Source organism: Bifidobacterium sp. UTCIF-39 (genome assembly GCF_006408715.1).
Lineage (GTDB): Bacteria > Actinomycetota > Actinomycetes > Actinomycetales > Bifidobacteriaceae > Galliscardovia > Galliscardovia tissieri.
This window is the reverse complement of the sequence record NZ_JEOG01000005.1, coordinates 123,834-136,172: the sequence shown is the minus strand read 5'-3', so window position 1 is coordinate 136,172 and position 12,339 is coordinate 123,834. Positions and strand designations below refer to the sequence as shown.

11 protein-coding genes are annotated in these 12,339 nt (G+C 61.6%); 7 read left to right on the top strand and 4 right to left on the bottom strand.

Translation table 11 applies throughout. From position 1 onward, the window contains the following. Nucleotides 1-7: 7 nt before the first annotated feature. Nucleotides 8-757: a L,D-transpeptidase gene (locus EP30_RS03410; RefSeq protein WP_140556126.1), complete on the bottom strand. Its 750-nt coding sequence runs from the start codon at nucleotides 755-757 to the stop codon at nucleotides 8-10. A gap of 227 nt (nucleotides 758-984) precedes the next feature. Between EP30_RS03410 and EP30_RS03405 the strand changes: the two genes are divergently transcribed. Together EP30_RS03405 and EP30_RS03400 are read left to right on the top strand one after the other, a co-directional pair. Continuing rightward, nucleotides 985-2,262: a glycoside hydrolase family 3 N-terminal domain-containing protein gene (locus tag EP30_RS03405; protein ID WP_245819334.1), complete on the top strand. Its 1,278-nt coding sequence runs from the start codon at nucleotides 985-987 to the stop codon at nucleotides 2,260-2,262. A 137-nt stretch (nucleotides 2,263-2,399) separates the two neighbouring features. Then, a complete protein-coding gene (locus EP30_RS03400; RefSeq protein WP_181160767.1) occupies nucleotides 2,400-3,104 on the top strand; it encodes a Fic family protein in 705 nt (234 codons plus the stop codon). Here the strand turns inward: EP30_RS03400 and EP30_RS03395 are convergent. Next, nucleotides 3,070-4,074 (bottom strand): DMT family transporter, encoded by a 1,005-nt coding sequence (locus tag EP30_RS03395; RefSeq protein WP_140556124.1) that lies wholly within the window; start codon nucleotides 4,072-4,074, stop codon nucleotides 3,070-3,072. The two genes, EP30_RS03400 and EP30_RS03395, sit on opposite strands and share 35 nt — an antisense overlap. A gap of 346 nt (nucleotides 4,075-4,420) precedes the next feature. Here EP30_RS03395 and EP30_RS03390 point away from each other — a divergent pair, with 346 nt between their 5' ends. Further along, nucleotides 4,421-5,677: an alpha-amylase family protein gene (locus EP30_RS03390; protein WP_094663768.1), complete on the top strand. Its 1,257-nt coding sequence runs from the start codon at nucleotides 4,421-4,423 to the stop codon at nucleotides 5,675-5,677. Nucleotides 5,678-5,829: 152 nt separating this feature from the next. On the opposite strand, the gene EP30_RS03385 is transcribed toward EP30_RS03390, so the two are convergent. Next, the gene (locus tag EP30_RS03385; protein ID WP_140556226.1) at nucleotides 5,830-6,657 is read right to left on the bottom strand and encodes a histidine phosphatase family protein; all 828 of its coding nucleotides are present in this window, start codon (nucleotides 6,655-6,657) and stop codon (nucleotides 5,830-5,832) included. A gap of 314 nt (nucleotides 6,658-6,971) precedes the next feature. Between EP30_RS03385 and EP30_RS03380 the strand changes: the two genes are divergently transcribed. The 4 genes from EP30_RS03380 to brnQ all read left to right on the top strand — a co-directional run bounded on the left by EP30_RS03380 (nucleotide 6,972) and on the right by brnQ (nucleotide 11,359). Next, nucleotides 6,972-7,574 (top strand): MptD family putative ECF transporter S component, encoded by a 603-nt coding sequence (locus EP30_RS03380; RefSeq protein WP_094663766.1) that lies wholly within the window; start codon nucleotides 6,972-6,974, stop codon nucleotides 7,572-7,574. 3 nt (nucleotides 7,575-7,577) lie between these two features. Further along, a complete protein-coding gene (locus EP30_RS03375; protein ID WP_140556121.1) occupies nucleotides 7,578-8,288 on the top strand; it encodes an energy-coupling factor transporter transmembrane component T in 711 nt (236 codons plus the stop codon). After that, the gene (locus tag EP30_RS03370) at nucleotides 8,285-9,874 is read left to right on the top strand and encodes an ABC transporter ATP-binding protein (RefSeq protein ID WP_140556119.1); all 1,590 of its coding nucleotides are present in this window, start codon (nucleotides 8,285-8,287) and stop codon (nucleotides 9,872-9,874) included. Before EP30_RS03375 ends, EP30_RS03370 begins: the two co-directional genes overlap by 4 nt. A 90-nt stretch (nucleotides 9,875-9,964) precedes the next feature. Beyond that, nucleotides 9,965-11,359 carry a branched-chain amino acid transport system II carrier protein gene (gene brnQ, locus EP30_RS03365; RefSeq protein WP_140556117.1) on the top strand — a complete coding sequence of 465 codons (1,395 nt, stop codon included), beginning with the start codon at nucleotides 9,965-9,967 and terminating at the stop codon, nucleotides 11,357-11,359. A 24-nt stretch (nucleotides 11,360-11,383) separates the two neighbouring features. On the opposite strand, the gene EP30_RS03360 is transcribed toward brnQ, so the two are convergent. After that, the gene (locus tag EP30_RS03360) at nucleotides 11,384-12,094 is read right to left on the bottom strand and encodes an SDR family oxidoreductase (RefSeq protein WP_140556115.1); all 711 of its coding nucleotides are present in this window, start codon (nucleotides 12,092-12,094) and stop codon (nucleotides 11,384-11,386) included. Nucleotides 12,095-12,339 lie beyond the last annotated feature (245 nt).

Below are 12,339 nucleotides of genomic sequence, written 5' to 3'. Positions count from 1 at the left end.
GCATCGTCTATTCGATGAGCACGGGCGTATTGTCGGGCAGCTGCTCATACAGCCACTTCGCATCGGCGACGGTCAGTCTCACGCATCCGTGCGATGCCGGAACGCCGAGTTTCTCCGCCTCGGAGACGATGTACTCGCCGTTGCTGTCGGTGGGTACGGTGTGGAAGAGATACTCGCCGTAGTTGGCCCATGACACCCAGTATCGGGCGCCCATGTTCTCCTCACCGTTGAAGAAGTCCTCGCCGCGGTTCTGCACGTTGTAACTGCCGGTGGGCGTGGAACCGTCCATGCCCGTGGAGCAGATCATCGTATAGACGACCCTATCACCACTGCGGATATAGACCTTCTGGTCGGCGATCGATACGCGGATGTTGAGATCATCCACTTTGGTGAGATCGACGTAGTCGCCCCCGCTGGGGAGCATCCAGGACGGGTCGGAGGATGTGGCGGTGGCGCTTGACGCTGCCGGTACCGCGGAGGCTCGCTTGGTCGAGGATCCCGTCGAGGAACCATTCTCGACCGTCGTCGAGGATTCCTTCGAATCCGCGGCCACCACAGACTGGGATTGATCGTTCATGAACGCGGCAGACCCCTTGGGCACGATCACGCACAGCGACGCCGTGACGAACACCACGCAGGATACGATCAGCACGCGAGTCGGCTTGTCGAACAGACGCAGGAAGGAGACGATCATTGCAAATACGTTGAGACGAAACGCGTGCGCCCTGCGTCGCCGTTCGTTGTTGGATGCCGCCATATCTCACCTCACTCGTCCGTTGCCATATGCGGTCACTCATCATAGTGATTCCCATACCGGCATGCCATCAGAGTCCGCGACCCGTGAACGAGTCCGGCGGGACGACCGGCACACCACCCCAACCCGGAACAGGTGTCATGCGGAATCACCGTCATACAGGGTAGCACCCGTGACTGCAAGAAATCACAAGACGCCCTTTGGAGCCGGAACGTGCTATCAAGGAACATATGACGCATCAGCGATCCCTGTCCGTACTCATCCGCCGAACCGCCGTCCTTGCGACCACCGTCTCCCTGCTCTTCGCCACGGCGGGATGCTCCATGCCACTGTTCGCCAGTGGCGCCGACCCCACCCCGGCAGCATCGGCACCGGCCACCACCAAGACCGCACTGAATGACGGCCAGAACAATGACAGCGACTCCCCGAACGCCGACAACGAAACCAAGACCGAGGCCCCGGCTCCCAATGCGCAGGACAAGGCGAAGCAACTGCTGTCCGGCATGAGTCTGGAACAGAAGGTCGGGCAGCTGATAATGGTGCCACTCTTCGCCGGCAACAGGGCATCGGACGTGCAAAGCCTGGTGCAGAAGAACCATGTGGGATCGGTGCTATTGCTGGGCAACTGGAAGAACGGCACCACCGCTGTGGCACAGGTATCCTCGACGCTGCAGGGATACACGTCGGACGGCATCGGCCTGCTGATCTGCGCGGATCAAGAGGGCGGCCAGGTCCAGCACCTGACCGGTGCCGGGTTCGACACCATGCCCTCCGCGGTGAAGCAGGGGCAGATGAGCGTGGAGGATCTGCGCGCAGCGGCAAAGACATGGGGGTCACAGCTCAAATCCGCTGGCGTGAACGTGGATCTGGCTCCGGTGGCCGGCACCGTGCAGACGCAAAGCCGATCCCAAAACGCGCCCATCGGAGCGCTCAACCGTGATTTCGGCCTCGATGCGTCCGGCAATGGTCAGCATGCGGCCGCGTTCGTCAATGGCATGCGTGACGCGGGTGTGATGAGCTCGGTCAAGCACTTCCCCGGTCTTGGCGGCGTGACCGGCAATACGGATTTCACCGATTCGGGCATCACCGACACGACCACCACCCTGAACAGCGGCCAGATCGAAGGTTTCCATCAGGCGCTGCAGTCCAATCCCGACATGGTGATGATGTCGCTGGCGACCTATTCGCAGATCGATCCGGAGGAGCCGGCGGCGTTCTCCTCGAAGATCCTCAACGACTATCTGCGCGGCACGCTGGGCTATCAGGGCGTGGTCACCTCGGATTCCATGTCGGCGGCGGCGCTTGGATCCATTCCAACCAATGAGCTTGGCGTGCGGTTCGTGTCGGCGGGAGGCGATCTGATCTGCATCGGGGCGAATGAGTATGTGCGTCCGATCCTCACCGGTCTGGTGCAGAAGGCCCAGTCCGATCCCTCCTTCGCCCAGCAGGTGGATCAGGCAGCGTTGCGCGTGCTCACATTGAAGGTCAACGCCGGTCTGGCCGGCTGATGATAGCCCGCCTTCGTCCGCGGTTGTCCGCGGTTCCGCAGCGCTTCATGGTGAAGGCGGGCTATCATCGAACTATGTTGCCAGCAGAACGAATGAGCGCGGTGGCATTCGCCGCGAAGAACTGTGCCCTGGAATCGATGACGATCAGCAGGGCCGCCATGCAAGCAGCCCGGGACTACGAATCGGGCAGGATCCACCTTGACGAGTTCGTGACGGCATGCTCGCCGTCCGACGCAGCACAGGCCGATCCCGGAAACACGCAGAGCATCCAGGATCTGGGAGACGCCGTGTTCGCACGGATCGTCCTGTTCGCCGCACGACCGGCATCCGGCGGGGGGCTGGGCGAGCTCCGGTCCATTCACGGCACGCTGTTCGGCGGAGTGCGGTCGGACGCCGGAGGTATCCGCACGCATGACACGACAAGTTCGACATCCGCCGGCGGTCTCGGTGCCAGTCCAGCGGCGTTCTTCCCGGCGGCCCTGCTGGAGACCGGGGCCGCGAACATCACCTCGGAGCTGGCCGAGGCACGTGATCTCAAATGCCTTGACCGCCCGGTCTTTGTGACGAAACTCGCCCACTTCTATGACGAACTGGGATACCTGCACCCCTTCCCCTATGGCAATGCGATGACGTTGCGCATCTTCGTATCCCGTCTGGCGCATTCCGCCGGCTGGGATCTTGACTGGGAGCCGGTGACCCGCGAGCGCTATCGGGATGCGAAACTGCGCGCCTACAACGGAGACCTGTCGGGATTTGCCGGCATGTTTGACGCGATCACTCGTCCGGCGAATCCGACTCGCGTATTTCTTATCGCCGGATGGGATCAGGGCCCGGCGCACTGATCCCGTCGGCGCTCGCGCTCGCATCCGTATCGTCGTCGGATTTGCGCCGTTTGCGCTTCGGCAGGTGCAGTTCGGACAGCAGAATCGCACAGAAAATCAGCGCGAATCCGATGATCACGGCCACGGTCAGTCGTTCTCCGTAGAAGATGACGGAGACGAGCACGCCGAACAGGCTTTCCGTGCTGAGGATGATCGACGCCTGCGAGGTTGGCACGTATCGGATGGCTACGGTCTGGAAGATCTGTGCGATGATCGTCGAGCCGATGACCAGATAGGCCAGTCCGGCGATGATCTTCCAGCTGGCCCATGACGGTTCCGGCGAGGATTCGGTCAGGATCGCGCCGCCGAGGAACAGCAGCGTGGTGAACACGAATTCCATGAACATCAGCGCCACGGGATCGAATTTCTTGGCCATGAATCCCACCGCGACCAGATTCGCGGCGAAGAAGAACGCGCCCACGATCGTCACCGCGTCTCCGAAGCTGACGGACAGCAGTCCGGATGCCGCCCCCTCGCTCAGGGATACGAATCCGATGCCGATGATGCAGACGAATGCGGCCGCCATATGCTGCCAGTTCGGCCTGCGACGGGTGATCGCCCAGATGAGGAACGGGACCATCACGCAGTAGGTGTCGGTGAGGAACGAGTTACGCCCCGGGGCGATGGTCTTGAGTCCGGCGAGCTGGAACATGAATCCCAGCCAGTAGGTGATCGCCAGGATCAGGCCGGGCACGATCAGTCGTCGCAGGTCGATCTTCCGAAGTTTCGGCAGGAAGATCAGACCCATCAGTATGGCCGCCGTCCCCAGTCGGAACGTCATCATCCACTGTGTGGGCACGGTCGTCTGGATGAATTTGAGAATCGTGTAACCGGAGCCCCATACGGCGGCATTCGTCAGCAGCATCAGGCGGGCCAGTGATGGCGAAATGCCACGGGACCCATCATTCGCGTGCAGAACCCTGTCCGTCATTGTCGCTCCCGCCAGTCTCGGAGTCGCGTATGCAACGTGGCCCTCTGTCGATCAAACCGAGGCGATTATATCGGATCATGAACGGTCGTGTTCGCCGGCGAGTCCACCGTGACACGCGGTATCGGTTGCGTTCATGCAGTGTGTCGAACCACTATATATGAAGGGGACGGGACGTCACTTCACAGCATGGAACAGGAGGCTTCCCATGGCCGCTGCGAATCATATGGATCCCACGACAGATCACGCGACAAACCACACGCACGATGCGAACGGCGCAGTACACGATACGCAATCATATGATGACGATGGGCGTTCGCCGTTGCATTGTCCTCTGCCGACGCATCCGATGCCGGACTGGGTGCGGTACGGCATCTGGTGGCACATCTATCCGCTGGGGTTCGTCGGGGCGGAGATCCGTCCAACCGGCGAGCGTACATTCCGCGGCCGGGGCCTCGACGCACTGATCGACTGGCTGGACTATGCCCGCGATCTTGGTGTGTCGGGACTGCTGCTCGGCCCGATCTTCGAATCCTCGTCGCACGGTTATGACACGTTGGACCATATGCATGTGGATGTGCGGCTTGGCGGCGATCAGGCGTTCGATAGACTCGCCGAAGCCTGCCGGAACAAGGGACTGCAGTTGGTGCTCGACGGCGTGTTCAACCATGTAGGACGCGATCATCCCGCCGTGCGCGCCGCATTGGAGGGGGATTCCGCCAGCCCGTGGGCGGGATTGGTCCGCACGACGCCCGGCCCGGACGGGCAGCCCACCCTTGCGGTGTTCGAGGGGCATGATCGTCTGGTTGATCTGGATCACTCATCTCCCGTGACGGCGGCCTATGTGACGACGGTGATGAACCACTGGCTGGATCGAGGGACGTCCGGATGGCGTCTTGATGCCGCGTACGCCACGGATCCGTCGTTCTGGACGAAGGTGCTGCCGCAGGTGAAGCAGTCCCATCCGTATTCATGGATCTTCGGCGAGGTGATTCACGGCGACTATGCGCGGATCGTGACCGAGTCGACGATGGACTCGGTGACCGAATACGAGTTGTGGAAGGCCGTGTGGTCGAGTCTGCAGACCAGGAACTTCTTCGAACTGGATTGGACGCTGCACCGCCATAACGGATTCCTTGACGCATTCGTGCCGCAGACGTTCATTGGCAACCACGATGTAACGCGTATCGCCAGCAGAATCGGCGCAGACAAGGCGGTGCTTGCGCTGGCCATACTGATGACGGTCGGTGGCGTACCCAGCATCTATTACGGCGACGAGCAGGGGTATACGGGCATCAAGGAGGAACGGCTGGGCGGTGATGACGAGATCCGCCCGGCATTCCCGCACTCCCCCGACGAACTGTCCCCGCTGGGTGCGCCGATCTACCGCGCGCATCAGGATCTGATCGGATTGCGCCGTCGGAACCCCTGGCTGGTCGAGGCGCGTACGGAGACGCTGACGCTGACGAACGAGCATTACACGTATCGTTCCGTCTCCGCCGACGGCACGCATGCGCTCACGGTGGATCTTGACGTGTCCGGCACGCCTCGGGTGACGATCACCGACGAGGATGGAGGGACACTGTACCGCAACACGGATCGCTGACGCGGATCGCCGCCAAGCAGGCAACGGCCATATCACAACGATCACAACGGCGGAGGCGATATCGACGGTCATTGTTCAGCCGTCGATATCGCCTCCGCCATGTTGGTCAGAACTCATAACTCATAACGCCATGTCGGTCAAGGCGATGCGACCTACTTGGCGTATTGGTCGAGGTGGTGATCCACGGCGTGGACCACGTCCACCAGATCGCCGTTGCTGAGCAGCGGGCGCTGGAATTCACGCCACGGCTCCACCTTCACCTCCCAGCGTCCCGTCTCCTCGTTGAACACGGGACGAGCGGTCTGCTCCCAGCGCACTCGCTGCGAGGTGCGGCCGGTGCTGGGATCGCGACGTGAGTAATGCAGGCAGGTGCAGTTGGTGATCGTCCATGCGTCATCGGACGTACGGCGAAGGAACTCCTCGTCGGAAATGTCCTCCAAGGTGAGCATCAACGCGAGCATGAAGTCGCCGTGGGTCACCGCCACCACGGATTCCGCCTCGGCACGGCGGTTGAGCGAGGTGAGCAGATTGTGCACGCGGTCCTCCGCCACGTCGGCGATGGACTCGCCTGCCGGCGGACGCCAGTAGAGCGGATCGGTGCGCTTGAACATCCAGTTGCGCGAGTAGTTCGTACGGAACTCATCCTGGGTGATGGTGTTGATCTCACCCCAGGAACGTTCGCGCAGCACGCGGGTCTCCTCCCACTTGGCCTTGGGCAGCGCCATCGTAGCCGCCGTCTCGCGTGTACGCACATACGGCGAGACCAGATACCGATCGAACAGGGGCTGCTGGGCAACCAGCCAGCGTCCTATGCAATCCGCCTGCTTGCGACCGGTGGAGGTGAGCCTCCACGAACGGTCGGGCACCGTCACGTTGTCCTGCGTGTACAGGGAGTTGTCGCCCTGTTCCCCGGCCTTGACGATCACGTTCGCCTCGGATTCCCCGTGGCGGATCACATACAAATCCAACGGCATTCCCATACTTGCCGTTCCTCCATTCACTTCGTCGAGAATCTCGAATGTTCTCTTCACGCTAGTCGATGGGCACCCGCGACACCCACGCAATCGCAGGGTTGACCAAGAATTCATGTTCCGGCCAGACGGCGGACAAACGACGTTCAGTCTTCGCATGCCTCGGAAATGTCCGTGAAAAACTATTGTGCAATCGGACGTTCCCCGTTACATTGGTGACGGTCACACATTGGGGACAGTCAACGGGAACGAGGATCATGACGCATCAGGGCAACGACACGAACATCACGACCGCATCCGTCGATTCGGCTGGCAACACGACGATGGCAGCGAAGGCGGCAAGACTGTCCGTGCCGGATCTCATCACGATCGGTGTGTTCACGGCACTGTACTTCGTGTTGGTGGCGGTTGCCACGCTGATCAGCACAGTGGCGTTCGTCGGGTTCGCCTCGATCTTCCTCCCCGCCATCGCCGCACTCATCTCCGGCTGCGTGTACATGCTGCTCGCGACCAAGGTGCGCAAATTCGGCGCGATCACGGTGATGGGCGCCGTGATCGGCCTGTTCCTGTTCGTCTCCGGGCATTTCGTCCTGTCGTTCATCGCCAGCATCGTCTTTCCCGTGATCGCCGATCTGATCGCCCGCGCCGGCTCGTACAGAAGCCGCACCGGCCTGCTGGCCAGCTACGTGGTGTTCTCGTACGGTCTCACCGGGCCGATCCTGCCGCTGTGGTTCATGAAGGACGCCTACGTGGCCAGCCTTCAGGCCCGCGGCAAGGATGCCGCCTACATCGACGGCGTGTTCTCGCACATCAACATGGGCACGTTCGCGATCGCCATGATCGCCATCGTCGTGTGTGCGCTGGTCGGCGGCTGGTTTGGTCAGCGCGTGCTCCGCAGGCATTTCGTCAAGGCCGGAATCGTCTGACCGATGACACCGACGACGGCGAATCCCCTCGCATTGGATCCGCGCGCTAAGCTGTTCATGCTGCTGCTGGCGAATCTTCTGCTTTTCTTCCATGTGCATACGCATACCGAGATCATGCTGGTGGCATTGGTGCTGATGCCCATGCTGGCCGCCGGGCGATGGCGCATGACGCTACGGCTTGGACTCTTCTACGCGATGCTGGTGGCCGTCAGCTATCTGGTGCCGGCTGATTCGACGAATCCCTGGCTGCATGGTCTGGCACTGGTGGCGGTGGGATTGCGGATGATGATGCCGTGCTTCATCACCGGCGCGTATGCGTTCGCCACCACGCGCGCCAGCGAGTTCGTGTGCGCGATGCGACGCATGCACGTGCCGGAGGCGATCGTGATCCCGTGCATGGTGGTGATCCGCTTCTTTCCCACGATCCTCCAGGACTATCGGCAGATCCGCGCCGCCATGGCATTGCGGGGCATTGCCGTCGGCAGGTTCGCGCTCGTCCGTCATCCGATGCAGTCGTTGGAGTATGTGCTCGTTCCGCTGCTCATGAACGCGAACAATGTGACCCAGGACCTGTCCGTCGCCGCACTGACCAAGGGGCTGGGACGTTCCGGAACCCATACGTCGCTGACCGAAATCCGCATGAGACCGGTCGACTGGCTTGCCATGGCCGTATGCGCCGCGCCGGTCGCGCTTGACATCGCAGGAGTACTATGACCGACGGCATCATCGAAACCGAACATGTCACCTTCCGTTATGGTGGTGCAAGCACCGCTGACACAGTCGCAGCCAGCAACGCCCTGCACGACGTCTCACTGCACGTCTCCCCCGGCGAATGCGTAATGCTGTGCGGTCGCAGCGGCTGCGGAAAGACCTCCTACACCCGTCTGGTCAACGGACTGATCCCCACGTTCTTCTCGGGATCACTGACCGGCGAACATCATACGGCGGGATTGGGCGCGGGTGCTCCGATCGACGCGTTCACGCCGCTGGTCGGCAGCGTGTTCCAAAACCCCAAGACCCAGTACTTCAACGCCGATGCCACGTCGGAGCTTGCATTCCCGTGCGAGAACATGGGCATGCCCTCCGATGAGATCCGGCGTCGCATGGCCGACACGGTGCACCGGTTCGGCATCGAACAACTGCTCAACCGCAGTGTGTTCCGTCTGTCCGGCGGGCAGAAACAGCGTCTTGCCGTGGCGGTCGCCACGATGCTGCATCCACCGGTCATGGTGCTGGATGAGCCGACCAGTAATCTCGACGCCCGCTCGATCGACGAACTGCATGACATGATCGCACGACTCAAGCGGTCCGGCACGACCGTACTGATCGCCGAACACCGTCTGGCATGGTGTCGCGATATCGCCGATCGATTCGTCGTATTCGAACAGGGACGTGTGATCGGCGACTATCCCGCACACGACTTCCTTGCACTTTCACCAGAGACGATCGCCAGCATGGGCCTGCGCGCCTTGGATCTGTGCCGATACCGGACCATCGTGGAGGCGAAGCGTCAACGACCACAAACGCGGTTGGAGGGCACCGGCAACGGCATGGGTGATGGCACCGAAGACCCCGAAGCGGAGGGCGCCGGCACCACCCCCGTCCTGCGCACACGCATGCTGCGCATCGGGTACGGCAGGAGACGCGGGCTCGGGACGCTTGTCCGCACCAACCGTCGCTCGTCACGCGGCGAATTCCTTCGTGACGTCCCCGATCTGGCGCTGCGAGCCGGACGGGTTACGGCGCTGATGGGCGCCAACGGCACCGGAAAAAGCACGCTGGTACGTACCCTGTGCGGTCTGCTCCGTCCGATCGGCGGCAGCATCCTGTGGAACGGGAAACCGGTGAAGGCGCACACGCTGACGGCCAAGGCGTTTCTGGTGATGCAGGATGTGAACTATCAGCTGTTCGCCGACAGTGTACGGGAGGAAGTCATGCTCGGTTTCGCCGAGACGGCCAGTGACGACGCCACGGCGCGCAAGCGTTGCGATCGTATCCTGCACGATCTGGATCTCGACGCCATCGCCGAGCGGCATCCAATGAGCCTATCGGGCGGGGAAAAGCAACGCACGGCCATCGCATCGGCACTCATGTGCGGCAAGGATCTGATCGTGCTCGACGAACCGACCAGCGGACTCGACCGATTCCACATGCGCCAAGTGGGACTGCTGCTGCAACGGCTGAAACGCGATGGCAGGATCGTGGTCGTCGTCACGCATGACGAGGAACTGGCCGCCGACTGGTGCGACGACGTGATCGATCTGGACCCGCCGACCGACGACGTCATCATCGCCGAATGACCCTGCCGATTTGACGAATCGGGACGATTCCATCACAATGCGTTGAGTATTTTTTCGAAACCACTCAACCACCACGGGAGGATCGTCCTCATGACGGACACGCGGAACGCGACAACGGGAGCCACGGCATTGAACGGGCGCAACCGCATACTGGCCACGTTCACGTTCTTCTCCATGTTCTTCGGTGCCGGCAACCTGATATTTCCCCCGTTCGTGGGAGCACAGGCCGGGGAACGCACGGTGTTCGCCTCGATCGGATTCATCGTGTCGGCGGTGGGTCTGCCCATCCTCGGCGTGGTGGCGGTGTCGTTCGCCGGCGGATTCGAACGACTGGCGAACCGCGTGTCGAACCGATTCGCACTCATTCTGGGCCTGGCGATCATCCTGACCATCGGACCGTGCTTCGCGATCCCCCGCACGGCGACCACATCATTCGAAATGGCGATCGTGCCGTTCACGACCGCGCTGCCGACCGGTCTCACGCAGTTCGTGTATTCTCTGGTGTTCTTCGCGGTGTCGTACCTGCTTTCCCAGCATCCGGAGAAACTGTCGAAGACACTGGGCAAGTTCATGGGTCCGCTGCTGCTCATCCTGATCGCGATCCTGTTCGTCTTCTGCGTGATACGTCATCCGGGCGGATTCGCCGCCCCCATGGGCGATTACGCCAACGGCCAGATGGCACGCGGATTCCTCGACGGATACCAGACGATGGATCTCCTCGCGGCCCTGTACTTCGGCATCGTGATCTCGGCGAACGTGCGATCGATGGGCGTGGACGACGAATCACAGGTGCGCCGCGAGACCGCGCTCGCCGGCGTGGGCACCGGTCTGCTGCTCATCGCGATCTACGGCGTACTGGCCTATATGGGTGCGGTGTCCGGATCGATTGCCTCGATCGATCCCTCGCATGACACGGGCGCGACGGTGCTGACGAATCTGACGTCCGCCATGTTCGGCCCGTTCGGCACCGCATTCGTCGGTCTGGTGTTCATCATCGCCTGTCTCAACGTGTGCACCGGTCTGATCTCCACCTGCGGCACGTATTTCCAGAACCACTTCCCCGTCGTGGCCGGCCGTCACATGAACTATCGCCGTTGGGGCGCGGTGTTCACGGTGTTCAGCTTCGTGGTGTCGAACGCCGGTCTGAGCATGATCATCAAGGTGTCGGTGCCGGTGCTGTCGGCCTTGTACCCGATCGCCATCGTACTGGTGGCGCTGTCGATGGTCGATCGTGTGTTCTCGTCGCGGTTCCCGCGTGTGTATTTCTGGACGGTGCTGCTGACGGGGATCGCCGCCGCGCTGCACTGCGTGTCGAGTCTGGTCGCCGTATTCGGCGGCTCGCTTCCATGGCTGGACGCCATGCTGGCGTTGCTGCCCTTTGCCGACGCCCAGTTCGGATGGCTCTGTCCCGCGCTTATCGGCATGATCGTGGGCGTGATCGACAGCCGGGTGCGGCCGGTTGGGCGACAGGCCGCCCGACGATAGCCGACACCGCAACCGTCGTCGTCATTACCGGTAATTGCGTTCGATGAGAATGTCGGAGACGGTCAGATTCGCCTCGTTGACAAGATTGAACAGGATCACTTCGGCCAGTTCCGCGGCATTCATGAACGAATGCTGCTTCTCCAGCGAAACGTAGTCGTGGCTGTCCCGGTAGAAGTCCGTGTCGATTCCACCGGGATAGACGCCCACGACCTTCACGCTGGATCCCTTGTATGCCACCTTAAGGCTTTGCGTGTAGCCCTTTTCCCCCCACTTGGTAGCGCAGTACACGGATTCGTTCGCGTTGCCGCGCGTCGCGGCGGTGCTCATTACGTTGGCGATCTTGAGATCCTGTTCGCCGGTGGCCTTGAGGGTCTCCACGCTCCACAGGATCATGCCCTTAAGACCTTTGAGGCATTTGTCCACATCGGCGGCCTCATACGCCGTCGGCTTCTTGAACGAGGGCTGACCGGCGTTGTTGATCAGCAGATCGATGTGACCGATCTTCGCGATTTCCGCTACGGACGCCTTCACAAACAGCTCATCCGACACGTCCCCCACGAATCCTCGGTAGGTGTCGGCCGGGAACTGGCGGGATAATTCGATCTGTCGCTCCTCGTTGAAATCGATGCCAGCCACGAACCAGCCCTTGTCGATCAACTGCCGGGCCAGCTCGTAGCCCAGACCCAGTGCGCTACCGGTGACGATGGCGAGTTTCCTGCCGGATTGTGTGCTCATAGTGGGACTCCCGTCGTGTTGTGAGAACGCCGGAGGACCGTAATCCGACCCGACGCGTAGTGGTTGTCATATCCGATCGTACCGCCTCAAAACCGCATGATGTCAATCGTTTGATGAATGCGTGTCCCGACCGTCCGAAAACAGTCCACGTTCTGATCATCAGCGATCGCCACCGTGGGCGTCATGGGTATGCTCGCAAGCACCCTAACGGAATCCTAACACCCGTGAGATCGCGCTGGAGGCTG

Bases quoted from the DNA above. Each gene is read 5' to 3' on its own strand.
- EP30_RS03410 (WP_140556126.1), bottom strand. From the start codon at position 757: ATGGCGGCATCCAACAACGAACGGCGACGCAGGGCGCACGCGTTTCGT.
- EP30_RS03405 (WP_245819334.1), top strand. From the start codon at position 985: ATGACGCATCAGCGATCCCTGTCCGTACTCATCCGCCGAACCGCCGTC.
- EP30_RS03400 (WP_181160767.1), top strand. From the start codon at position 2,400: ATGACGATCAGCAGGGCCGCCATGCAAGCAGCCCGGGACTACGAATCG.
- EP30_RS03395 (WP_140556124.1), bottom strand. From the start codon at position 4,074: ATGACGGACAGGGTTCTGCACGCGAATGATGGGTCCCGTGGCATTTCG.
- EP30_RS03390 (WP_094663768.1), top strand. From the start codon at position 4,421: ATGCCGGACTGGGTGCGGTACGGCATCTGGTGGCACATCTATCCGCTG.
- EP30_RS03385 (WP_140556226.1), bottom strand. From the start codon at position 6,657: ATGGGAATGCCGTTGGATTTGTATGTGATCCGCCACGGGGAATCCGAG.
- EP30_RS03380 (WP_094663766.1), top strand. From the start codon at position 6,972: ATGGCAGCGAAGGCGGCAAGACTGTCCGTGCCGGATCTCATCACGATC.
- EP30_RS03375 (WP_140556121.1), top strand. From the start codon at position 7,578: ATGACACCGACGACGGCGAATCCCCTCGCATTGGATCCGCGCGCTAAG.
- EP30_RS03370 (WP_140556119.1), top strand. From the start codon at position 8,285: ATGACCGACGGCATCATCGAAACCGAACATGTCACCTTCCGTTATGGT.
- brnQ (WP_140556117.1), top strand. From the start codon at position 9,965: ATGACGGACACGCGGAACGCGACAACGGGAGCCACGGCATTGAACGGG.
- EP30_RS03360 (WP_140556115.1), bottom strand. From the start codon at position 12,094: ATGAGCACACAATCCGGCAGGAAACTCGCCATCGTCACCGGTAGCGCA.